Origin of the sequence: Cochlodiniinecator piscidefendens, assembly GCF_011326755.1 — a bacterium.
GTDB classification, from domain to species: Bacteria; Pseudomonadota; Alphaproteobacteria; order Rhodobacterales; family Rhodobacteraceae; genus Cochlodiniinecator; species Cochlodiniinecator piscidefendens.
Genome location: NZ_JAAOIE010000001.1, coordinates 126,454 through 148,106, shown reverse-complemented (window position 1 = coordinate 148,106; position 21,653 = coordinate 126,454). Strand labels below are relative to the sequence as shown.

Below are 21,653 nucleotides of genomic sequence, written 5' to 3'. Positions count from 1 at the left end.
CCCTCTCGCATTGCCGGGGTAAGGGACTACGGTCATCCACGCAACGCGCCTAACATCGGATTTAGTTAAGCGTCAACTCCCCTTAACAAATTTTCTTTTGGCTTAACAAACTCAGCCCCCAACTTAACAAACAGGCAACAAGACAAGCGAGAGCAACTCAGTTTCGATTTTCACTTTGACCTCACGACCCAACAATTTCAGGAACGACGTTGCCGATCCCCCATCCATTTCAACGATGCGGATCTCGCTTCCTTCCAAGGGGCCATCAACAATGCGCGCCTTATCTCCAACGGAAAAATGCACATTCGATTTCATCCCTTTCAAAAGCACTCGCGGAGATCTTTTTGCCACCCCATTGCCGCATGCGACGCATCATTTGACGCTCTGACAATTGCACCGGACGGCCACGAGTCCCCATGACACCAGCAACGACCTCCGACGCCATCAAATACCTCCTGCATTTTGATCGCATGGTGACTGGAGGCCAAGCACCACCAACGACCCTTCGGCAAAAAAGCCTTCTGACGCGCTTATGTGAACATGAAACCGATAATGACGACAAGTATGGGGCGATGACTTTGAATACCCCTACCGTCGCCTTCGTTAGGGTTAGAGATGCGTGTGCAGCTACACCAGCGGAGACAAATAACATGATGAAAGCTGGCCGATCAATGTACAAGTGGGCATGTGATTCCAGGTACACCAGTGCTAATCCACTTGTTGGTATAAAGAAGATCCACCGCAGCAAGATCCAACGATGCTATTTTGGCTTGGATGGCAACTGAATAAACGAGGTAGCATAGTCGAGATTCCCATAGCCCTATCATTGCGTGACGCAATTGAAGCTGTAGCTCGAATTGGAGACACCTATCTTTTTAACGAACACGTTCGTCCATTCTAGACAGCCGACAGCTACTGGAATTGGCTAATAATGAGGTGCGATGAATCCGGTGTTGTGGACCGATTACGGCATCGCGTTCGCAAAGCAATGGCAGAACTTTTGGCGGAAGAAGGGTGCTGCGAGCACCAGATAATGTCGGTGTTATCTCACACCGAGCCAAGCACGTCAGCCATCAACACAAAAGGCGCAGAAAGACGGGCTATGGCTACTGAAGCTATGCATTCAATTTCGGGGTTTAGATTGTGATGTGGGCCCGATCTGCTTCCAGTGCGGTCCCATAGCCCATGTTTTTATTTCTAAAAACATGGGCTTAGGAATGTAATTGGTACCCAAGGCCGGACTCGAACCGGCACGCCCGTTAAGGCGGGGGATTTTGAATCCCCTGCGTCTACCATTCCGCCACTTGGGCACTGATGAGCACGGTTTAGCGTTAGTGCTCGGGAACGTCCATAGGCTTTTTGCAGTTTTTTTGTTTTTTTGGAAACTTTATGAATTCTCATTCAAAAACAATAAACTAAACATGTAATCTATAGCTGGCTCGCACCAAACGTATCGCAATCTTCTAAGCGACCACTTTGATACCCTCGCTGAAACCACGCTGCGCGTTGCGCTGAGGTTCCGTGTGTAAAAGTATGCGGCATTGGGCGACGTCCAGCGTTGCGTTGCAACGTATCATCCCCAATTTGACGGGCTGCATTTACGGCCTCTTCTAAGTCACCGCGTTCAATCGAACCGAACCGTGCTTGCGCTTCACGCGCCCAGATCCCTGAGTAACAATCTGCCTGAAGTTCGATCCTAACAGAGATTGCATTGCTTTCCACTTCGCTGACTTGTCGGCGAATTTGGTTGGCCTGCCCCAATATTCCCAATTCATTTTGCACATGATGCGCAATTTCATGGGCCACGACATATGCGGCGGCAAAATCACCCGAAGCCCCTAACTGACGCGACAACGTCGTGAAAAAAGCCGTGTCCAAATAGGCTTTGCGATCTGCGGGGCAGTAGAATGGGCCGGTCGCACCACTGGCGCTACCACACGGAGATTGCGTTGCGTTTTTAAACAGAACCAAGGTCGCAGGCTGATAATCACGTCCGACCTGACTGTCAAAAATGCTGGCCCAGACTTCTTCGGTATCTGCGAGTGTGACAGACACAAATTCACCGGCCTGCTGGTCGGCAACGCTCAGGTCGTTCGTACTTTGCTGAACAGGTGCGCCGCCTTGAGAATTCAGCAAAGGTGTCACATCAATACCAAGGAAGTAACCAACCACAAGAACGACAATCAATCCTACACCGCCAATACCCCCAGCGCTGCGCCTCGTACGGCCTGCCCGCCCTCGGCGATCTTCGATATTGCGGCTTCTGCGTCGTCCCTGCCATTTCATACGAATGTTTCCTCGTGCTGTTACGGTCTCATACGCAATATCACGCCAAAAGCGCCATGCCTCAATCGGAATCGTCTTGACCCTATAGGCCGGGCATGTTCGTTGGGCGCATGTTACGCGCTCTTTATAATTGGACTTTATCCCTCGCCGAAAGCCGCTATGCGCTTTGGGCGCTGGCCTTTGTATCTTTCGCCGAAAGTTCGTTCTTTCCAATTCCCCCCGACATTCTGATGATCCCAATGATCCTCGCACGCCCGTCGAAAGCGTGGCTCATTGCGCTGGTTGCGTTGGTGGCGTCGGTGTTGGGTGCATTTTTGGGCTATTACATCGGTGCTGGTTTGTTTGAAACTGTGGGCCGCCCCGTCCTCGAATTCTACGGCAAAGACGCCTATTTTGACGAATTCGCAGCGCGTTATAACGAATGGGGTGCTTGGGCTGTCTTGATGGCCGGCATCACGCCCTTCCCTTTCAAAGTGATAACCATTTTGTCGGGCTCGACTGGACTGTCGCTCACCATCTTTACAATTGCAGCAATCATTGCACGGGGACTACGGTTCTTTATCGTTGCTGCGCTCCTGTGGAAATTTGGCGCCCCCATCAGAGAATTCATTGAAAAGCGTTTGGGCCTCATGTTTATTCTCTTTGTGGTTATCTTGTTTGGCGGCTTTTATGTGGTGAAGTTCCTATGAATAGAACACTTGCCTTAATCGCCGCCGCTGGATCATTCGCGCTTCTTTTTAGCGCCTTTGGCTTTCAATATATCGGGGACATGGCCCCCTGCAAATTATGTATTTGGCAACGCTGGCCGCACGGTATTGCGATATTTGCGGGGGTCATGATTTACGCTTTTGGGCAACGTGTCTGGGGGTATCTAGGTGCTGCAGCCGCTTTCGTCAGTGGCGCAATTGGTTTTTACCATTCCGGTGTTGAGCAAAAATGGTGGGAAGGTCCAAATTCATGCACCTCTAGCCCTGTTGGTGCTCTAACGCCCGATGAATTGCTCAATCAAATCATGACCGCTCCGCTGGTGCGTTGTGATGAAATTCCTTGGGATTTCCTTGCGCTATCTATGGCAACTTGGAACGGTATCATGTCGTTCACACTGTTTGGCATTTGGGTTATCGCACTTAGACGCGCCTAGCTCGACCACTGGGTTTTGTGGCCAGCAGCAAATTTGTTTCGCTGGTCATGACACCCTCAATTTTACGGATTTCAGCGAGAACTTGATCAAGCTCCTCAAGCGTTTTCGTCCCCAGTTCAACAATCAAATCCCATTTCCCATTGGTAGAATGCACAGCTTCGACCGCAGCAAACCCATAGAGTTTATGTACAATTTTATCGGTGCCGCGCCCCTCAATACCCAACATGGTATGACCTCTAACGGGATTGCGTTGCAAATCGCCTTTTAAAACAACACTAAAGCCCAAAATCACCCCACGCTCCTGAAGCTTTTCCATCCGGGACCGTACGGTGGTACGTGAAAGGTTCAACACTGCGGCAAGCTCTGACAACGACTGTCGGGAATCGCGACGCAGCGCTGCGATCAATTTTCGATCCATGTCATCCATATCGCGTCAAATACCTTCCGTTTTGATCACATGGCATTCGTTTTAACCAGTTTGGCACTTAAATCAAATCCGATTTGCATAAATAATAGAGTTGAATATTAAACGGAGCCCCCATGACACCTCAAAACTGCCTATTAATAGGTGCCCCAGTCGATAGCGGAAAACGCCGCCAAGGCTGTCTGATGGGGCCGGATGCCTATCGCACCGCAGGCATTGCCGAAATGATTGCGGAACTAGGGCATACGGTCGAAGATCTTGGAAATGTCCAGCCTGTTGAAATGGGTGAAATTAAGGCGCCAAATGACCGCGTCCATGCTCTCAGCGAAACGATAGGCTGGACCAAAGCGCTTTGTGACGCGGGCGAAAAAGCCGTTGGCGAAGGTTTCCCTATCTTCTTGGGTGGTGATCATTCGCTTTCGCTTGGTTCTGTTGCTGGGGTTGCTGCACACGCTCGTAAAATCAACCGCCCTCAATTTGTTTTATGGTTGGATGCACACACAGACTATCATACTCCGCTGACCAGCGGTTCAGGCCACTTACACGGCACGCCTTTGGGTTATCTGACTGGACGTTCTGGATTTGATAACTTCCCTGAATTACCTGCAACAGTCCCCGAAGAAAACGTGTGCTTGATTGGCCTGCGTTCCGTTGATGCCGAAGAAAACGAAGCTTTGAACAAAAGCGAAATGCATGCTTACGACATGCGCGCGATTGATGAACATGGCATTGCAAAACCGTTGAGGTTGTTTCTTGAGAAGGTTGCGAAGGCAAACGGTCAACTGCACGTTTCGCTCGATGTTGATTTTCTGGATCCTGAAATCGCGCCTGCCGTTGGTACGACAGTTCCCGGTGGCGCGACCTTCCGCGAAGCTCATCTGGTGATGGAGATTTTGCACGATAGCAACCTTGTCACTTCGCTTGATTTGGTTGAGCTAAATCCATTTTTAGATGAACGCGGTCGCACTGCCAGCCTTATGGTTGACCTAACAGCATCATTGCTTGGGCGTCGCGTGTTTGAACGCCCTACCCGCACTTTTTAAAGGAGTTCCACATGAGCGCCCCGACCCCTTCAGATCTGGCCTATGTGCCTTTTGTCAGCGTTGATCACATGATGCAACTCGTGCATCACATCGGCATAGAAACGATGTTGCGCGGTATCGCAGAATACGTTGAAGCCGATTTTCATCGCTGGGAACTGTTTGATAAAACGCCCCGCGTTGCGTCACACTCAAAGGAAGGCGTGATCGAACTCATGCCGACCTCAGACGGCGAAGTTTACGGTTTTAAATACGTCAACGGTCACCCAAAAAACACCAAAGAAGGTTTGCAAACCGTTACTGCGTTTGGCCTGCTTGCCGATGTTTACACTGGTTATCCTGTTTTGCTGTCAGAAATGACCATTCTGACCGCGCTGCGTACTGCTGCGACCTCTGCCATGGTAGCAAAGCATTTGGCCCCGAAGGGCGCACGCACAATGGCGATGATTGGCAATGGCGCGCAATCTGAATTTCAGGCACTGGCGATGAAGGCATTGAACGGGGTCGATCACCTGCGTCTCTATGATATAGACAGTAATGCCACCGAAAAGGCGATGCGCAATTTGCAAGGTTGGGGTTTCACCCTAACGGCCTGTGCCACTCCAGAAGAAGCCATTCAAGGCGCGCAAATCATAACCACCTGCACCGCCGACAAACAATGCGCGACGATCCTCTCGGACAATATGGTTGGGGCTGGTGTCCACATTAACGCGATTGGCGGCGATTGCCCTGGCAAAACCGAATTGCACAAAGATATTTTGCTGCGTTCGGATGTGTTTGTAGAATTTCCGCCTCAGACACGCATTGAGGGTGAAATTCAACAAATGCCCGAAGATTTCGCCGTAACTGAGATGTGGCAAGTCATAAACGGCACAGCCAAGGGGCGGACCAGCGACAGTCAGATCACGCTATTTGATGGCGTTGGCTTTGCAACCGAAGACTTTTCCGCCCTGCGGTATGTTCGCGATAAACTGCATGAAACGGGCCTGTTCCAGCAGCTTGATATGCTCGCGGATCCTGATGATCCCCGCGATTTGTTTGGCATGGTCCAACGCGCCAAATCATAACGTTCGAAAAGGCGCCCAAGGGGCGCCTTTTTTAATGGACTATGAATTCCCCGACCACATTGCGCCATTCGCCAGGCCGGATCAATTTGCGATGGGTAAACCGCACCGAATGCAGCAGCCCTTCAATTTCATCATGCCAAAATTCTATAAATTCAAACAACTTTTCATGATCCGGTGCCAGATCATATTCCTGCCAGATAAAGCTATTTAAAACATGGGGATAATCCGGCATGTGATAATACATTTCAGCCGTGGTTAACCCATATCCTTTAAGCACCAGTTCGGTTTCAGAATGTTCCATCTTTTGACCTCTTTCACTGCTTCTGGTTAACAGTATAGCACAGGTCATGTTAATCTTTCGTGTAAACAGTATGTTAGCGTAGCGTGAACGCGCATTTCTGCCACTTTAAGGATAAGCATTGCACACTTCATATGCCCTCCTGTATAAGTAGGGGAACTAAATGTAGAACCAAAAGATCAGAGCGGACAATAACGTGAACGACACCCCAGAAACGCCTGAAACAAATGATGAAAACCCCACAGCGCAATCCACATATGATGGACCTGTGGTTTCTATAACAGATGAAATGCGCACCTCTTATCTCGATTACGCAATGAGCGTGATCGTGAGCCGTGCGATTCCTGATCTACGTGATGGATTAAAACCGGTTCACCGCCGTATTCTTTATGCGATGCATGAAACCGGGAATACTCACGATAAATCCTACCGTAAATCCGCGCGTCCTGTTGGCGATGTTATGGGTAAATATCACCCGCACGGCGATTCCGCGATCTATGACGCATTGGTGCGCATGGCGCAGGATTTCTCGATGTCTTTGCCATTGCTTGATGGTCAGGGGAACTTTGGTTCTATGGACGGCGATAACGCCGCTGCGATGCGTTATACCGAAGTCCGCATGGACAAACCTGCCGCATTCGTTTTGGCCGACATCGATAAAGACACAGTCGATTTCCAAGACAACTACGACGGCAAAGACCGTGAACCGACGGTTCTGCCCTCCCGTTTCCCGAATATGCTGGTCAATGGTGCTGGTGGTATTGCGGTTGGTATGGCGACCAATATTCCGCCACACAACCTCGGTGAAGTTATCGATGCGACGCTCGCGTTGATTGATGACCCTGATCTGACGTCTGAGCAATTGATCGATTATGTCCCTGGCCCTGATTTCCCAACGGGTGGGATCATGTTGGGTCGCTCTGGCGCGCGCAAAGCCTACCTAGAAGGACGCGGCTCTGTTGTTATTCGTGCAAAAACACGCGTCGAAGAGATTAGGAAAGACCGCTATGCCATTGTTATGGATGAAATCCCATATCAAGTGAACAAGGCCTCGATGATCGAAAAAATCGCTGAACAAGTCCGCGATAAAAAGATCGAAGGTGTCGCGCATGTTCAGGATGAATCGGATAGAAACGGTGTGCGCGTTGTTGTTGAACTAAAGCGTGACGCAACCCCAGAAGTCGTGTTGAACCAGCTCTTCCGCTTTTCCCCGGCTCAGACGTACTTCGGCTGTAACATGTTGGCCCTGAATGGTGGCCGTCCTGAGCAACTGACCCTTCGCCGTTTCTTAACGTCGTTCATCGATTTCCGCGAAGAAGTAGTTGCACGCCGCACAGCGTTTGAATTGCGCAAAGCGCGTGAACGCAGCCACATCCTATGTGGTTTGGCGGTTGCTGTATCCAACGTGGATGAAATCGTCGCAACTATTCGCTCTTCCGCTGATCCGGCTGAAGCCCGCCATAAACTGATGACACGCAGATGGCCCGCACAGGATATCGCTGAATATATTCAGTTGATCGATGATCCGACCCATAAGATGAATGACGATGGCACTTATAACCTGTCCGAAACACAGGCCCGTGCCATTCTGGAACTACGTCTTCAACGCCTTACTGCGATGGGCGTTAAAGAAGTCACAGATGAACTGCAAGTTCTTGCCGCTAACATTCGGGAATATCTGGATATTCTGCGGTCGCGTGAACGTATCATGGGTATTATCGGTGATGAACTACGCGAAGTTCGCGAAAAATTCGCTGTTCCGCGCCGCACCACGATTGTCGATTGGTCCGGTGATATGGACGACGAAGACCTGATCGAAAAAGAAGACATGGTCGTGACCGTGACCTCTGGTGGGTACATCAAACGCACGCCTCTTGCTGATTTCCGCGCCCAAAAACGCGGCGGCAAGGGTCTATCGGGGATGCAAACCAAAGAAGAGGATGTTGTTACCAACCTGTTTGTGGCGAACACCCATACACAGCTGTTGTTCTTCACCACAGATGGCATGGTTTATAAACTGAAAACTTGGCGTCTGCCCCAAGGTGGCCGCACTGCCAAAGGTAAGGCGATTGTAAACATTCTGCCGATCCCGACAGGTGTTTCCATTGCGGCCATTATGCCGGTTGATGTTCCAGATACCGAATGGGCCAACCTACAAATCGTCTTCGCAACCTCTGCCGGGACCGTACGTCGGAACAAATTGTCTGATTTCACCAATGTCATGCGCAACGGTAAAATTGCGATGAAATTTGAAGAAGATCATGCTGAAACGCGCCTGATCAATGCGCGCATTTGCTCGGATGATGATGATGTGATGCTGGTTACCAAATCCGGTCGCGCCATTCGTTTCCCGACCACTGATGTCCGGGTGTTTAACTCTCGTTCCTCTGTTGGGGTGCGTGGCGTGAAATTGTCTGGCGATGATGAAGTTGTGTCAATGTCTGTTGTTCGCCACTTTGACGCCACACCGGATGAACGCGGCGCCTTTATCAAGCGTTTCCGCAGTGAGTTTGGCAATGACGTCGCCGATGACGAAGGTGCCGACGACATCGAAGGTGCATTGGACGAATCTCGTTATCAGGAAATGTTAGAGGCGAATAACCTCTTGGTGACATTGAACGAAGGTGGCGCAGGTAACCTAACATCTAGCCATGATTACCGTGTCAGCGGGCGTGGTGGTCAAGGTGTCGCCGCGATGAAAGGCGGCGCTATCGTGGCCTGCTTCCCGGTTGAACTCGGTGATCAGATCATGTTGGCGACCTCCAAAGGGCAGTCCATCCGTTGCCCGGTGAACGGCATTTCGTTCCGTTCTCGCTCTGCCGGTGGTGTCAAAGTGTTTGATACGGGCCGCAATGAAACCGTTGTTTCGGTTGCATGGATTGCTGAACGTGACGAAGATGAAGTGGAAGACGCCGAAACAGTTGAAGAAACTGTAACTGAGCAAAGCTGATCTCAGCATACGCGTTAGAATAAAAGGCCATCCCATCCCGGGGTGGCTTTTCTTTTTGATACAACGGCGCTACATCCCCCACATGGAAAACACATTACATATCATTGGTGGTGGGCTTGCGGGCTCTGAGGCAGCATTTCAGGCAGCGGAGGCTGGTGTAAAAGTTATCTTGCACGAAATGCGGCCACAGGTCGAAACCTTCGCCCATCAGGGTGGCGATTTTGCTGAAATGGTATGTTCGAATTCTTTTCGTTCTGATGATGATGAACAAAACGCCGTTGGCCTTTTGCATTGGGAAATGCGGGCAGCGAATGGTTTAATTATGCGGATGGCCCAAAAACACCGCCTTCCGGCGGGTGGCGCATTGGCCGTGGATCGCGAAGCCTTTGCGGCCTCTGTGACCGAAGTGATCAACGCACATCCAAATATCACGGTTGAGTACGGAGAAATCACCGAACTACCAACCGAAGGACATTGGATCATTGCCACTGGTCCGTTGACATCAACCGCGCTTGGGGAAAGCATTGCCAAAGAAACCGGCGCTGACAGCCTTGCGTTTTTTGATGCAATTGCGCCTATCGTTTATGCGGACAGCATCGACATGAGCAAAGCGTGGATGCAATCGCGGTACGATAAAGGCGAAACCGAAGAAGAGCAAAAAGCCTACCTCAACTGCCCGATGAATAAAGAGCAATACGAGGCGTTCATTGATGCGTTATTAGAGGCGGACAAAACCGAATTTCACGAAGGCGAAACCGCCAAGTATTTTGACGGCTGCCTTCCGATTGAGGTTATGGCTGAACGCGGACGCGAAACGTTGCGGTTTGGCCCGATGAAACCAGTCGGCCTCACAAATGCCCACGACCCTGAAAACAAAGCGTATGCTGTTGTTCAGCTGCGTCGCGACAATGCATTAGGAACGCTTTATAACATCGTGGGATTTCAGACAAAAATGAAATACGGTGCACAAACTGATGTGCTTACGATGATCCCAGGGCTGGAAAATGCGTCCTTCGCACGTTTGGGCGGGATTCATCGCAATACGTTTTTGAATTCACCCACTTTACTGGATGATCAGATGCGCCTGAAATCGCGCCCCAGCATCCGTTTCGCTGGGCAAATCACAGGTGTCGAAGGCTATGTTGAATCCGCGGCGATGGGTCTCTTGGCAGGTCGTTTTGCGGCAGCCGATATTCTAGGGCAGCCAATCGAAACACCACCACAAGTCACGGCCATGGGCTGTTTGGTCCATCACATCACAGGTGGTGCGGAGGCAAAAACATTCCAGCCCATGAACGTGAACTTTGGCCTATTTCCCCCGGTGGATGCCAAAACGGGCCGTAAAAACCGCAAAGTTCGCTATAAGATTTATACGGATCGCGCCAAAGAAAACTGGCAGCAATGGCTGGACGGCCCCCAGTAATTATTACTATGCTTTGTCCATGGTAGAAAATTTTTTAGACAAAGCCTACGCGCTGGAAACCGCTGAAGATACCAAAGCACTTTATGATGCATGGTCCAAAAGTTACGAAGATGAAGTTGGTGAGAATGGCTATGCTACACCGCTTCGACTCGCCACCGCGATCGCCCAACATGTCGCGCCAGACACTCGAATACTGGATTTTGGTTGTGGCACTGGATTGTGCGGAATGGCGCTGCGCAGCGTTGGGCTCACTAATATTGACGGCGCGGATTTATCGGATGAAATGCTTAAGGGGGCTCAAGCCAAAGGGATTTACAAAGACCTATGGCGGGTACAGGCAGACGCCCCGCTGGATTTTGAAACGGGAACCTACGACGCGATTACGGCCTGCGGTGTTATAGGCGTTGGCGCCGCTCCAATTGAGGTTTTTGACACACTCATGAACGCGTTGGCACCTAAAGGGAAACTGGCGTTTTCCTTCAATGACCATGCTCTAGCTGATCCTATTTTTGAAGCGAAAGTAATGGAATATACCGATTGCGGATTTGCGAGTCTTTTAGTACGTGAATACGGTGACCACCTACCCGGTATTGACATGAAGTCCATGGTTTATGTGATTGAAAAAAATTGACATTTCGCACACGATTTGCCCCATCTCCGACTGGACCATTACACCTTGGGCATGCCTATTCCGCGATACTTGCCCATGACATGGCGCGCGCCTGTCATGGGGATTTCATCCTCAGGATAGAAGACATAGATCAAAGTCGCGCCCGCCCAGAGTGGGAAGCTCAGATTTATGACGACCTAAAATGGTTGGGGCTAGGTTGGGACGCGGATATTCGGCGTCAATCGGATGAATTGGAATCTTATGAAGCAGCGCTTGAGCAGCTTTGGGGCAAAGGCATCCTGTATGGATGCAGCTGCAATCGTAAGGATATCCAAGCCGCCATGTCGGCTCCGCAGGAAGGCGTAGAGCAACCAATAGGCCCCGATGGCATTATCTATCCACGCACATGCTCTGTGAAGCCTCAGCCAAATGAACGTCCGCGTACAATGGCGCTAAGGTTGAACATGGATAGCGTAGTAATCCCTGCCAATAATCAGTTTTCATTCGAGGAAACCGGGGCTGGGCCGAACCGAGAAACAGGTTTTATATGCTTTGATGGAGAGTATGCGCGCTCTGGCCTCGGGGATATTGTGGTTGCGCGGCGTGATATGGGAACGTCTTACCATTTATCCGTGGTTCTGGACGACGCAGCACAGGATATTACTCATGTCGTTCGAGGTCAGGATTTATTTGATGCGACGCGTATCCACGTTGTTTTGCAACACTTTCTTGACCTTCCAACCCCGACTTATCACCATCATCAATTGATCCGTGACGCAGAGGGCAAAAGGCTTGCAAAACGGGATGACGCCCGCGCGATCCGACTTTTTCGGGACGAAGGCGCGAGCCCAGATGATATCAGGCGGATGGTTGGCCTTTAGTGCATCGGTTTGCTTAATTCGACCTCAGCTCCGTCTCTTACGGCTGTGTAAAAACAACTGCGACGATTGGTGTGACAGGCAGGGCCAACCTGATTGATCATCACCAAAATGCAGTCTTTGTCGCAATCAAACCGAAAATCAACAAGCTCCTGCGTATGTCCTGATGTTTCACCTTTGATCCAAAAGCTTTGTCGCGAGCGCGACCAATAGGTGACGCGTCTGGTTTCAAGCGTTTTTTGAATCGACTCAGCATTCATCCACGCCATCATCAACACTTCGCCTGTTTCGTTGTCCTGAGCGATCGCAGGGATCAACCCATTGTTATCAAATTTCAGCTGTGCGGGATCAAAAGACATATTCAGGGCTTTCACTGGGGGAAACTCTCCCCTATCTAAAGCGAAGCATTCTGAAGGGAAAGCGCTTATGGCCGACAGCGACCTCATGAACCTTTATTCCACCCGTATTTTGGCGCTTGCAGCAGATATACCAATGACGGAACGTTTAGAGACACCTCAGGCAAGTGTAAAAAAACGTGCGCCTTTGTGTGGATCCACCGTGACGGTTGATCTGAATTTGAGTGATGGCCATGTCAGCGCATTTGCGCAGGATGTCAAAGCTTGCGCGCTTGGGCAGGCTGCGGCATCAGTGGTCGGGGCAAATATTGTCGGTACATCTGCGGCGCAGATAAAAACCGCACGTGACCAATTACGCGATATGTTGAAATCAGATGGCCCTGCCCCAAGCACCCCATTTGATGGCCTGAAGGTCTTAGAACCCGCCCGAGAATTCAAAAATCGTCATGCATCGATTTTACTCGCGCTCGAGGCCTCTTTAGAAGCGACTGAACAAATAGAAAATCAATAAAAAAACCGCCGCGATCCTTGAGGGAAAGCGGCGGCAAAGTAACGTCTGTGTATCGGGTTTTCGGGCGAGGCCCGTGGCGAAAGAGGCAATATCGCCAACGCATGGTTTAGGGAATGAATGCGATCAACCGCGGATAGACGCAGGCAGTGTTCAAAGCGACCCCGGTAGGTAAAGGCCCGCTACGAGCATAACAATCAAAGCGCAGAGACCAACAGCATCCTGTACCAGTGTTCCAGCGGAACGGGCGGCAACGGTTTTAACATCTTTCAGCATGTGTTGGCTCCTACTCTCATGTTTGTTGCCTATTTGTTCTCAAATTCCCAACGTTCTGTAAAGAACTTTTTAAGAACATTTGTGAACTTATGAGAACAAAAATACTTAACCCACTGAAATTAAACGAATTGATTTTTCTTGTTCCATTAACCAAAGAAGAACACGCGCGGCGATGCCCCGTTCTGTTTCCAGCTTTGGATCATCAGCAAGTAAAACACGCGCGTCTTGTTGGGCCAGCGCCATCAACCCAGCATTGCGTTCAAGATCAGCAATACGGAATTTTGGCAAACCTGACTGCGCAGTACCGATCACATCACCTGCACCGCGCATTTCCAGATCAACCTCTGAAATCACAAACCCATCTTCGGTGTCACGCAGGGTTTTTAACCGTTTTTGTGCAGTCTCAGACAACGGCGCCTGATACATCATCAAACATGTGGATTCCGCCGCGCCCCGCCCGACACGTCCACGCAACTGATGCAATTGCGCGAGGCCGAAAATTTCGGCACGTTCAATCACCATAATTGACGCATTTGGTACATTGACCCCGACTTCGATCACGGTTGTGGCAACCAACAGCTTTGTTTCACCCGAAACGAATTTGGCCATTGCGGCATCTTTATCGGCAGGCGGCATTTGACCGTGGACCAGTCCAACTTTTCCTTCACCAAACCGGGCGCGTAGATGTTTAAAGCGCTCTTCTGCAGCCGTCAGATCAACAACTTCGCTTTCCCCGACAAGCGGGCAAACCCAATAGGCCTGCCGTCCCTCGGCCATAGCGCGATCCAGATGATCGACCACTTCGTCAAGACGGCTGGTGGACACAAGTGCCGTTTTCACAGGCAGGCGTCCCGGCGGTTTTTCATCCAAAACAGAAACATCCATATCCCCGTATTGCGCCAGGGCCAATGATCGTGGAATTGGGGTCGCAGTCATGACAAGAATATCAACCGCGCGCCCCTTTTCGCCGAGTTCCAAGCGCTGGCGCACACCAAAACGATGTTGTTCATCAATGATAGCCAGGCGTAAATCGTAAAACTCCACGTCTTTCTGGAACACCGCATGGGTTCCCACCAGAATATGGATATTTCCCTCAGACAACGCCTTCAGCTTTGCCTTGCGCTGCGCCCCCTTATCCCGGCCTGTTAAGATTTCCAGAACAACGCCGGCCTCCTCTGCAAGTGGCTGTAATCCTTCGAGGTGTTGACGCGCCAATATCTCAGTCGGCGCCATCAAAACACCCTGCCCGCCAGCCTCAACCGTGATCAGCAACGACATCAGCGCAACAAGCGTTTTACCTGACCCAACATCCCCCTGAAGCAAACGGTTCATCCGTATTTCTTGCGCCATATCCGTCGAGATTTCAGCAATTGCGCGTTCCTGCGCCCCTGTAGGCGAAAACGGAAGCGCGGCACGCACACGCGCCTGCAAGCGTTCTGTTCCGATCGTTGCAATGCCCTTTTTCTTTCGGGTCGCCGTGCGCGCCAACGCCAAAGTCAGTTGATGCGCAAATAATTCATCATACGCCAATCTTTGACGCGCTGGCGTGTCGGCCCCCAAATCAGCATTGGTTTCCGGCGCGTGGGCGGCTTTAATCGCGTCATGCCAATCTGGCCAATCTTCTCGCGTCTTTAGCGCCTTATCCATCCATTCTGACAAATCAGGCGTACGTGACAAAGTTGACGCAACCGCCTTTGCCATCAGTTTTTGCGTCACCCCCGATGTCAGCGGATATACGGGTTCATATGCAGGGATTTCATTTGCTTTTTCAACAGCCAACACGTGATCAGGGTGCACCATCTGCGCCACCCCATCAAACACCTCTAGCTTTCCTGAAACCACACGACGTTGCCCAACCGGTAGGGTTTTTTCCAGATAATCAGACCGCGCGTGAAAGAACACCAACTGGAAACTCTCATGCGCATCATCAACGGAAATGCGATATGGACGCCCCTTAGCACGCGCGGGATGATGCGCTGTTATTTCTACTTCGACGGTGATCACACAAGGCGCAATCGCATTGCGAATACTGTCTTTTTTCTGCCTATCTATTCCTGAATGTGGTAATGTAAACAAAAGGTCACGCGGTTTTGTTACAGCGATACCTTCAAAATGTTTCGACGTCTTAGGGCCAACACCATCTAACGTGTCCAAGCCCGCAAACAGCGGAAAAAGTATTTCAGGACGGCCCGTCATTCTGCGCCAATAAGGGACAGCCAGCCATCCTCATCAATCGTTTCCACGCCAAGATCTGCTGCCTTCTTCGCCTTTGATCCGGCACCCGGACCCGCAACCAATAAATCAGTTTTAGCTGATACGGATCCCGAAACCTTTGCGCCCAAGGCTTCCGCTGTTGCCTTGGCTTCGGCTCGCGACATTTTTTCAAGCGTACCTGAAAACACAACAATTTTCCCGGCAACGGGACTATCAGATGGGGCAGTTGGCACCACATCTTCGATTGTTAACAAATCAGTCAAACGCTTGATGGATGCGGCTTCGGCATCCTGATGGAAAACCTGCACAACGGAGGCAGCTAACACCGCACCTACCCCATCAATGGCCATCAAAGCGTCCCATGCTGCCCCATTGCCAACTGTGGCGTTTTTCATTGCAGCCTCAAAACCATCCCATGTCGTATAGTTCTGCGCCAACAATTTTGCCGAATTTTCCCCAACATGCCTGATACCCAGTGCAAAAATCAGCCGGTTCAATGGAATGGTTTTCTTTAGGTCGATTGCTTGAAACAGGTTATCGGCCGATTTTTCGCCCCAGCCTTCTCGGTTCTTAAGCTGTTGCAGGCCAGAACCGTATTTTTCCCGTAACAGAAAAATATCTGCAGGCTCTTTGACCCAACCATCTTGATAAAACTGTTCGACCTGCTTTGCACCCAACCCTTCGATGTCAAAGCCAGAGCGGCCGACAAAATGTTTCAATCTTTCAACCGCTTGCGCTGCGCAAATCAGCCCGCCTGAACAACGACGTACGGCGTCACCCTCTTCGCGAATGGCATCGGAATTACAAATCGGGCACTGATCTGGAAACACAAATGGTTTAGTCTCTTCTGGCCGTTTGTTCAGATCTACATCAGCAATTTTCGGAATGACGTCGCCCGCCCGGTAGACCTGCACCCAATCCCCAACACGAATATCTTTGCCGTCACGAATGTTTTCACCTTTGGAATCCAACCCTTTGATGTAATCCTCATTGTGAAGGGTTGCGTTAGAAACCACCACTCCGCCGACAGTAACGGGATGCAAACGCGCAACTGGCGAAAGAGCCCCTGTACGCCCGACCTGAATGTCGATCCCTTCTAAACGGGTCCATGCCAGTTCTGCCGGAAATTTATGTGCAATCGCCCAACGCGGTGTTGTCGAGCGAAATCCAAGTCTGGCCTGCAATGCAAGGTCATCAACTTTGTAAACAACGCCATCAATATCATACCCTAACGTTGACCTTTGCGCTTCGATCTTTCGATAATGGGCGACCATTGCATTGGTTCCAACGCAGGTTTTGGTCAATGGATTTGTGGAAAAACCGAAACCCTGCAATCGTGCGATTGCTTCAGTTTGGGATTTTGCGAGCGGCTCCGAAATTTCACCCCAAGCGTAGGCAAAAAACAAAAGCGGACGCGCGCGCGTAATTTCTTCATCCAGTTGGCGTAGTGACCCGGCCGCCGCATTCCGTGGATTGGAAAAGGTTTTTCCGCCACGTTCGGTCTGTCGCTCATTCAATGCCTCAAAATCCGAATGGCTCATGTAAACTTCGCCACGAATTTCCAATACATCTGGTGCGTTGTCTATGATTTGCGGAATATCGGAAATGGTCCGCGCATTCGCGGTAACATTTTCCCCCGTCGCACCATCACCACGGGTTGCAGCCTGGATCAGTATGCCCTTTTCGTACCGCAACGATAACGACAGGCCATCAATCTTAGGTTCTGCTGTGTAGGATAGCGGCTCTGGGCCGTTCATTCCTAAAAAAGAACGAATGCTTTTATCAAAATCTTTGACATCCTCATCATCAAACGCATTGGACAAGGATAACATACGCACCGCATGTTGTATTTTTCCAAAACCTTCGACAGGTGCAGCCCCGACCTTTTCGGATGGGCTGTCTTCTGATTTTAGGTGCGGAAAACGTGCCTCAATGTCAGCGTTACGACGCTTAAGCGCATCATATGTTGCATCTGAAAGTTCGGGCGCATCATTTTGATGGTATGCGCTGTTGGCAGCATCCAACTGCTTTTCGAGCTGAACCAGCTCGGATTTTGCCTCTTGTTCGGACAATTGATCAATCGGTGTCATAGTCACAGACAGCCCTCCTTAGCGCAGTTTATTCTGTGATATGAGGCTAGATCAACAAGGTCCATAGGCAGTTTCAGCAGGAGGGAACTGAAACTGCCCTAGGGGACCAAAATTTTACGCGCCTACTGCAATAGGCTCTGCGAGTTCAACAGGCTGTGGATCGCGTAAAACATACCCGCGTCCCCAAACCGTTTCGATATAGTTTTCGCCATCTGTCGCTTCGGTCAATTTCTTGCGAAGTTTACAGATAAACACATCGATGATTTTCAATTCTGGTTCATCCATGCCACCGTATAGGTGATTCAAAAACATTTCTTTGGTCAAAGTTGTGCCTTTGCGAAGGCTCAGCAATTCCAACATCTGGTATTCTTTACCGGTCAAATGAACGGTTTTACCTTCGACATCGACTGTTTTCGCATCCAAGTTTACGGAAATACGGCCTGTTTTGATCACAGACTGCGAATGCCCTTTGGATCGGCGAATAATCGCATGAATACGCGCAACCAATTCTTCCCGATGGAAGGGCTTGGTTAGATAGTCATCCGCACCAAAACCGAATCCTTTGATCTTATTTTCTGGATCATCCGCCCCAGATAAAATCAAAATAGGTGTATCAATGCGTGCGAGTCGCAATTGACGCAGCACTTCGTGCCCATTCATGTCAGGTAAATTTAGATCTAAAAGGATCAAATCGTAATCATATAGTTTCGCCAGATCTATGCCTTCTTCGCCCATGTCAGTGCAATAGACGTTCAGATTCGCATGTGTCAGCATCAACTCGATGCTTTTGGCTGTTGTTGGGTCGTCCTCAACCAGCAATACGCGCATTGTTGTTCTCCATTAGTATCCCCTATCGAGTGTTAACTTTGGCGAAAAATGGTTAACTCCCGGTTACTATACTCGGAGGGTAGCAGGAACAACTTAAGGTTGTCTATACCGTTGTAATGCCGTTGTTTTCAAGGCGTTTTCCCCAAAATTGCTAATTGCATCGCGCCAAGAGTTTAATTCTTCGGACGATAAATTATACTTTTCTACAGCTTCTTTTTCAGAAATCAGCCCATATGCGATTCCTTTTACCACGGCGGCTTTGCGGCTTGCGACCCAGCGTCTGGTCTTCTGTGGTGGTAAATCTGCGCGCGTCATTATAGTGCCATCAGGCAAAGTTACGGATCGCGGCCCTTCTACTTTTTTCAGAAACATGGTTTTTCCCTCATTCTCACATCTGAACTGAATCTGCCCAAAGCTGCTTAAGAGAAGATGAAACCGCCCCTTGTTGTTAGTTCGCATTTTCATATATTCCGATCTATATCAGGAGCACGCAGATGACCGTCGACGCAAAAACACATCCCCTTAATTCTCTTGGCTTTGCAAAAAGCCCGGCAGACACCCGCGTTGTTGTGGCAATGTCAGGCGGGGTTGATAGCTCTGTTGTGGCGGCGCAGCTGGCTGAAGAAGGCTACGATGTGGTCGGCGTTACGCTCCAACTTTATGATCACGGGGCGGCTTTGGCGAAAAAGGGTGCTTGCTGTGCCGGTCGCGATATTCACGATGCGCGCCGCGTCGCCCAAGAAATGGGATTTCCTCATTATGTTCTCGACTATGAGAACATCTTTAAGGACGCGGTCATCGATGAATTTGCCGACAGCTATCTTGCAGGTGCGACCCCTGTACCCTGCATTCGTTGCAATGAGCGGGTGAAGTTCAAAGATCTACTGGCCACGGCCAAGGATCTCGAGGCGGACTGCATGGCAACCGGGCATTATATCCAACGCAAAATGGGTGAGAATGGCGCGGAATTGCATTCAGCGGCGGACGCCAATCGCGACCAAAGCTATTTCCTCTTTTCAACCACCCAAGAGCAACTCGATTATCTACGTTTTCCTTTAGGGCATTTGCCGTCAAAGGCGGAGACGCGTGCCTTGGCCGCGAAATTCGGTCTGCCCGTTGCAGATAAACCCGACAGTCAGGATATCTGTTTTGTCCCCGATGGCAATTACGCAGCGATCATCGAAAAGCTGCGCCCAGGTGCCGCTGAGCCCGGTGATATTGTTGATGTCGATGGCAATGTTTTAGGCCAACACAAAGGTGTGCTGCATTATACGGTCGGACAACGCCGTGGATTGGGTATCGGTGGTCTGGCAGATCCGCTTTACGTTGTGAAACTGGATGTCGAGGCAAAGCATGTTATCGTTGGGCCAAAAGAAATGCTCGCGACGCGCGTTGTTCCTGTGCGTGAAATCAATTGGCTTGGTGATGAAGACCTTACCAGCCGCAAAGAATGGCATGTGATGGTCAAGGTACGTTCAACCCGTCCCCCACGCGACGCCATCATTCGCCCAATTTCAGCAACAGAAGCCGAAGTCGAATTGGTTGTCCCAGAAGAAGGCGTCTCCCCCGGTCAGGCCTGCGTGTTTTACGACCCAGACAGCAGCCGCATCTTTGGCGGTGGATGGATCTGGAAAGGGAACTAAGCCGTAAAACAATTGTTATGAAGTCAGCGGTTGCTCAATCGGGCAGCCGTTTCCTGTACCACCGATGCCACCTTCGCGCGGGCATTCATTTGTATGCGACACTGTGCTGGACACGCATGCAGTCAGGGCAAGTAATACAACGAGAATAGCTATTTTACGGATCATTTGAATCGGCCTTGCTCTGTAGATCATTAAAAAAATATCCCCCTGCACGAAAGCGATGGGGTCCATTGGCAGTGTCAGGCAGCGAACGCGCCATCGTGTCTATTTCGTGAAGCAGGTGTTTCATCTGATTTCGATAGTGGGTGTTCAGTTTTTCGATCGATTCAGAAGATAAACCTTCGTAGTGTACGGCCATGTCATAGTTGCCCGCTCCACTCACGACATTTGAAACAGCCGTTTCCAAATGATCACCTACGTTCGCCGCCAAATACGCCAATTGATCATCTGACCCTGACAATGGTTTGTAACTGCGTGTATGAAGGATAACATTTTCGCCGTCTTGCGTAACGGCACCATTTTCAATCAAAACATCTAAAAACGTGCGCGGATGAACATCCTGGCGAACGCTGCGTGCCAAAGTTGTAAAACTAACGCCATCTCCCTGCGCTGGGATGCCCTTCACGTCATAAGAAGGGTCCTCCCACCAACGCGCAACAATCTCAGCCAAAGGCTGGCGTTGAATTTGCGGCGGCGAAACCTCTTTGCGCAATCGTGCGATATCGCGTCTCTGCAATCCGGTCACAATGCTAATTCTACTATCCGTCACGCCACCGTCAGCAGAAGCTTCGGCTGCTTCAATATAAGCGTGGCGCAAGCGTTGCGCTACAATTGGAAACAACCACCCTTTGCGGATCGAAAGCCGGGCGAGAGGTCTAAGGATTGGATCAAGCCATTGCATATGTGCATTTTGCACACCCCCATTGACAACGCAAATCAAAAAGATAAATGTGCATATTACACATTTTAAATCATAACCGGATCGAAACAATGAAAATCATACTGATGCTGTGCCTCGCCGTCTTGCTTGGTGCGTGTAACAATCCAAGCTTTGTTGGTGATGCACGCCCCATTCCTGTAACGTCTCAGACACCGGAACATTTCGAGCTTCCTGCGCGCTTTGCATTTGCGCGTACTGTTTACGGTTCGCCACAGACAGCCGGGGCTGAAGAAATGGAGCTGTGGGAGAATTTAGCCGAACGTGCGGAAAGTCTTGGTAACTTTTCACCGCTTGTAGGTGGCGTACAACTTCGCACCCACGGCAGGGCGGCCAATTTAATAGAAACCGCCCGCCAACAACGCTTTAATTATCTAATCCTCGTGCAAATGCATCCTACGACCGGAGCAGCTGATATTATTGTCTATCACACCGGCTCAGGGGGTGTAATGGCGACAGCACAAGCGGTATCACCAACAGGCGGGCGGCGTGGTTTTTGGGGTGGGCGAATTCGAAACCCTGCGCGCTTAGATCCTGTCACTTTGAAAATCGCACATGCGGCGCTTCCTGTCATTGAGGAGCTGCTGCGCGGCATGACACAGCGCCAGCACTAACGTCTCTTCAGGGCCTCAATGGGCACATTCACGCTCTCTAAAACAAGCCTCACAAGAAAGGAATGAAAGA

Annotated in this window: 24 protein-coding genes and 1 tRNA gene; 11 read left to right on the top strand and 14 right to left on the bottom strand. The window is 50.3% G+C overall.

All coding sequences use genetic code 11. The features are described 5' to 3' along the window. Nucleotides 1–123: 123 nt before the first annotated feature. The 4 genes from G9C99_RS00765 to ypfJ all read right to left on the bottom strand — a co-directional run bounded on the left by G9C99_RS00765 (nt 124) and on the right by ypfJ (nt 2,286). Nucleotides 124–303, bottom strand: a complete 180-nt coding sequence (locus tag G9C99_RS00765; protein WP_205859808.1) for a transcription termination/antitermination protein NusG — start codon at nt 301–303, stop codon at nt 124–126. Next, on the bottom strand, nt 281–445 hold the full coding sequence (locus G9C99_RS18335) for a hypothetical protein (protein ID WP_205859807.1): 165 nt from the start codon (nt 443–445) through the stop codon (nt 281–283). Before G9C99_RS18335 ends, G9C99_RS00765 begins: the two co-directional genes overlap by 23 nt. Before the next feature lie 779 nt (nt 446–1,224). Beyond that, nucleotides 1,225–1,310 (bottom strand) — tRNA-Leu (locus G9C99_RS00760). Between the two features lie 118 nt (nt 1,311–1,428). After that, nucleotides 1,429–2,286, bottom strand: coding sequence for a KPN_02809 family neutral zinc metallopeptidase (ypfJ, locus tag G9C99_RS00755; protein ID WP_166415548.1), 858 nt, complete (start codon nt 2,284–2,286; stop codon nt 1,429–1,431). Nucleotides 2,287–2,396: 110 nt separating this feature from the next. On the opposite strand from ypfJ, the gene G9C99_RS00750 reads away from it, so the two are divergent. Continuing rightward, nucleotides 2,397–2,975, top strand: coding sequence for a YqaA family protein (locus tag G9C99_RS00750; RefSeq protein ID WP_166415547.1), 579 nt, complete (start codon nt 2,397–2,399; stop codon nt 2,973–2,975). Next, a complete protein-coding gene (locus tag G9C99_RS00745) occupies nt 2,972–3,427 on the top strand; it encodes a disulfide bond formation protein B (protein WP_166415546.1) in 456 nt (151 codons plus the stop codon). Before G9C99_RS00750 ends, G9C99_RS00745 begins: the two co-directional genes overlap by 4 nt. Here G9C99_RS00745 and G9C99_RS00740 read toward each other — a convergent pair. Then, entirely contained in the window at nt 3,414–3,854 is a 441-nt protein-coding gene (locus tag G9C99_RS00740) for an Lrp/AsnC family transcriptional regulator (protein WP_166415545.1), read from the bottom strand. The two genes, G9C99_RS00745 and G9C99_RS00740, sit on opposite strands and share 14 nt — an antisense overlap. Nucleotides 3,855–3,967: 113 nt before the next feature. Here G9C99_RS00740 and rocF point away from each other — a divergent pair, with 113 nt between their 5' ends. After that, a complete protein-coding gene (rocF, locus tag G9C99_RS00735) occupies nt 3,968–4,894 on the top strand; it encodes an arginase (RefSeq protein ID WP_166415544.1) in 927 nt (308 codons plus the stop codon). Nucleotides 4,895–4,905: 11 nt separating this feature from the next. Next, a complete protein-coding gene (locus G9C99_RS00730; protein ID WP_166415543.1) occupies nt 4,906–5,958 on the top strand; it encodes an ornithine cyclodeaminase in 1,053 nt (350 codons plus the stop codon). 31 nt (nt 5,959–5,989) lie between these two features. Here G9C99_RS00730 and G9C99_RS00725 read toward each other — a convergent pair whose 3' ends face one another. Beyond that, entirely contained in the window at nt 5,990–6,259 is a 270-nt protein-coding gene (locus G9C99_RS00725; protein WP_166415542.1) for an usg protein, read from the bottom strand. 193 nt (nt 6,260–6,452) lie between these two features. Between G9C99_RS00725 and gyrA the strand changes: the two genes are divergently transcribed. From gyrA to gluQRS, 4 genes are all read left to right on the top strand, one after another. Next, nucleotides 6,453–9,206: a DNA gyrase subunit A gene (gene gyrA / locus G9C99_RS00720; RefSeq protein ID WP_166415541.1), complete on the top strand. Its 2,754-nt coding sequence runs from the start codon at nt 6,453–6,455 to the stop codon at nt 9,204–9,206. An 82-nt stretch (nt 9,207–9,288) separates the two neighbouring features. Then, nucleotides 9,289–10,629, top strand: coding sequence for a methylenetetrahydrofolate--tRNA-(uracil(54)-C(5))-methyltransferase (FADH(2)-oxidizing) TrmFO (gene trmFO / locus G9C99_RS00715; protein WP_166415540.1), 1,341 nt, complete (start codon nt 9,289–9,291; stop codon nt 10,627–10,629). A gap of 19 nt (nt 10,630–10,648) precedes the next feature. Next, nucleotides 10,649–11,260, top strand: coding sequence for a class I SAM-dependent DNA methyltransferase (locus G9C99_RS00710; RefSeq protein WP_166415539.1), 612 nt, complete (start codon nt 10,649–10,651; stop codon nt 11,258–11,260). After that, on the top strand, nt 11,257–12,120 hold the full coding sequence (gluQRS, locus tag G9C99_RS00705) for a tRNA glutamyl-Q(34) synthetase GluQRS (RefSeq protein WP_166415538.1): 864 nt from the start codon (nt 11,257–11,259) through the stop codon (nt 12,118–12,120). Before G9C99_RS00710 ends, gluQRS begins: the two co-directional genes overlap by 4 nt. Here the strand turns inward: gluQRS and hisI are convergent. After that, entirely contained in the window at nt 12,117–12,476 is a 360-nt protein-coding gene (hisI, locus tag G9C99_RS00700; RefSeq protein ID WP_166415537.1) for a phosphoribosyl-AMP cyclohydrolase, read from the bottom strand. The two genes, gluQRS and hisI, sit on opposite strands and share 4 nt — an antisense overlap. 67 nt (nt 12,477–12,543) lie before the next feature. Between hisI and G9C99_RS00695 the strand changes: the two genes are divergently transcribed. Then, entirely contained in the window at nt 12,544–12,984 is a 441-nt protein-coding gene (locus G9C99_RS00695) for an iron-sulfur cluster assembly scaffold protein (RefSeq protein ID WP_166415536.1), read from the top strand. A gap of 150 nt (nt 12,985–13,134) precedes the next feature. On the opposite strand, the gene G9C99_RS18560 is transcribed toward G9C99_RS00695, so the two are convergent. From G9C99_RS18560 to sciP, 5 genes are all read right to left on the bottom strand, one after another. After that, nucleotides 13,135–13,257: a hypothetical protein gene (locus G9C99_RS18560; RefSeq protein WP_269434807.1), complete on the bottom strand. Its 123-nt coding sequence runs from the start codon at nt 13,255–13,257 to the stop codon at nt 13,135–13,137. Nucleotides 13,258–13,362: 105 nt separating this feature from the next. After that, entirely contained in the window at nt 13,363–15,453 is a 2,091-nt protein-coding gene (gene recG, locus G9C99_RS00690) for an ATP-dependent DNA helicase RecG (RefSeq protein WP_166415535.1), read from the bottom strand. Continuing rightward, complete coding sequence (gene ligA, locus G9C99_RS00685; RefSeq protein WP_166416268.1) at nt 15,450–17,561, bottom strand: NAD-dependent DNA ligase LigA; 2,112 nt, start codon at nt 17,559–17,561, stop codon at nt 15,450–15,452. The genes recG and ligA overlap by 4 nt, the downstream gene beginning before the upstream one ends. Before the next feature lie 114 nt (nt 17,562–17,675). Beyond that, a complete protein-coding gene (ctrA, locus tag G9C99_RS00680) occupies nt 17,676–18,389 on the bottom strand; it encodes a response regulator transcription factor CtrA (RefSeq protein ID WP_166415534.1) in 714 nt (237 codons plus the stop codon). 93 nt (nt 18,390–18,482) lie between these two features. Continuing rightward, a complete protein-coding gene (sciP, locus tag G9C99_RS00675) occupies nt 18,483–18,761 on the bottom strand; it encodes a CtrA inhibitor SciP (protein WP_166415533.1) in 279 nt (92 codons plus the stop codon). Between the two features lie 122 nt (nt 18,762–18,883). Between sciP and mnmA the strand changes: the two genes are divergently transcribed. Continuing rightward, complete coding sequence (gene mnmA, locus G9C99_RS00670) at nt 18,884–20,032, top strand: tRNA 2-thiouridine(34) synthase MnmA (protein WP_166415532.1); 1,149 nt, start codon at nt 18,884–18,886, stop codon at nt 20,030–20,032. Nucleotides 20,033–20,047: 15 nt separating this feature from the next. On the opposite strand, the gene G9C99_RS00665 is transcribed toward mnmA, so the two are convergent. Further along, nucleotides 20,048–20,197 carry a hypothetical protein gene (locus G9C99_RS00665; protein ID WP_166415531.1) on the bottom strand — a complete coding sequence of 50 codons (150 nt, stop codon included), beginning with the start codon at nt 20,195–20,197 and terminating at the stop codon, nt 20,048–20,050. Further along, nucleotides 20,187–20,948: a DUF6502 family protein gene (locus tag G9C99_RS00660; protein ID WP_166415530.1), complete on the bottom strand. Its 762-nt coding sequence runs from the start codon at nt 20,946–20,948 to the stop codon at nt 20,187–20,189. Before G9C99_RS00660 ends, G9C99_RS00665 begins: the two co-directional genes overlap by 11 nt. 74 nt (nt 20,949–21,022) lie before the next feature. On the opposite strand from G9C99_RS00660, the gene G9C99_RS00655 reads away from it, so the two are divergent. Then, nucleotides 21,023–21,583, top strand: a complete 561-nt coding sequence (locus G9C99_RS00655; protein ID WP_166415529.1) for a hypothetical protein — start codon at nt 21,023–21,025, stop codon at nt 21,581–21,583. Nucleotides 21,584–21,653 lie beyond the last annotated feature (70 nt).

Bases quoted from the DNA above. Each gene is read 5' to 3' on its own strand.
- hisI (WP_166415537.1), bottom strand. From the start codon at position 12,476: ATGTCTTTTGATCCCGCACAGCTGAAATTTGATAACAATGGGTTGATC.
- trmFO (WP_166415540.1), top strand. From the start codon at position 9,289: ATGGAAAACACATTACATATCATTGGTGGTGGGCTTGCGGGCTCTGAG.
- G9C99_RS00665 (WP_166415531.1), bottom strand. From the start codon at position 20,197: ATGATCCGTAAAATAGCTATTCTCGTTGTATTACTTGCCCTGACTGCA.
- G9C99_RS18560 (WP_269434807.1), bottom strand. From the start codon at position 13,257: ATGCTGAAAGATGTTAAAACCGTTGCCGCCCGTTCCGCTGGAACACTG.
- G9C99_RS00710 (WP_166415539.1), top strand. From the start codon at position 10,649: ATGGTAGAAAATTTTTTAGACAAAGCCTACGCGCTGGAAACCGCTGAA.
- G9C99_RS00740 (WP_166415545.1), bottom strand. From the start codon at position 3,854: ATGGATGACATGGATCGAAAATTGATCGCAGCGCTGCGTCGCGATTCC.
- rocF (WP_166415544.1), top strand. From the start codon at position 3,968: ATGACACCTCAAAACTGCCTATTAATAGGTGCCCCAGTCGATAGCGGA.
- ctrA (WP_166415534.1), bottom strand. From the start codon at position 18,389: ATGCGCGTATTGCTGGTTGAGGACGACCCAACAACAGCCAAAAGCATC.
- G9C99_RS18335 (WP_205859807.1), bottom strand. From the start codon at position 445: ATGGCGTCGGAGGTCGTTGCTGGTGTCATGGGGACTCGTGGCCGTCCG.
- G9C99_RS00745 (WP_166415546.1), top strand. From the start codon at position 2,972: ATGAATAGAACACTTGCCTTAATCGCCGCCGCTGGATCATTCGCGCTT.
- mnmA (WP_166415532.1), top strand. From the start codon at position 18,884: ATGACCGTCGACGCAAAAACACATCCCCTTAATTCTCTTGGCTTTGCA.
- G9C99_RS00750 (WP_166415547.1), top strand. From the start codon at position 2,397: ATGTTACGCGCTCTTTATAATTGGACTTTATCCCTCGCCGAAAGCCGC.
- G9C99_RS00655 (WP_166415529.1), top strand. From the start codon at position 21,023: ATGAAAATCATACTGATGCTGTGCCTCGCCGTCTTGCTTGGTGCGTGT.
- recG (WP_166415535.1), bottom strand. From the start codon at position 15,453: ATGACGGGCCGTCCTGAAATACTTTTTCCGCTGTTTGCGGGCTTGGAC.
- ligA (WP_166416268.1), bottom strand. From the start codon at position 17,561: ATGACACCGATTGATCAATTGTCCGAACAAGAGGCAAAATCCGAGCTG.
- G9C99_RS00695 (WP_166415536.1), top strand. From the start codon at position 12,544: ATGGCCGACAGCGACCTCATGAACCTTTATTCCACCCGTATTTTGGCG.
- ypfJ (WP_166415548.1), bottom strand. From the start codon at position 2,286: ATGAAATGGCAGGGACGACGCAGAAGCCGCAATATCGAAGATCGCCGA.
- G9C99_RS00730 (WP_166415543.1), top strand. From the start codon at position 4,906: ATGAGCGCCCCGACCCCTTCAGATCTGGCCTATGTGCCTTTTGTCAGC.
- G9C99_RS00725 (WP_166415542.1), bottom strand. From the start codon at position 6,259: ATGGAACATTCTGAAACCGAACTGGTGCTTAAAGGATATGGGTTAACC.
- sciP (WP_166415533.1), bottom strand. From the start codon at position 18,761: ATGTTTCTGAAAAAAGTAGAAGGGCCGCGATCCGTAACTTTGCCTGAT.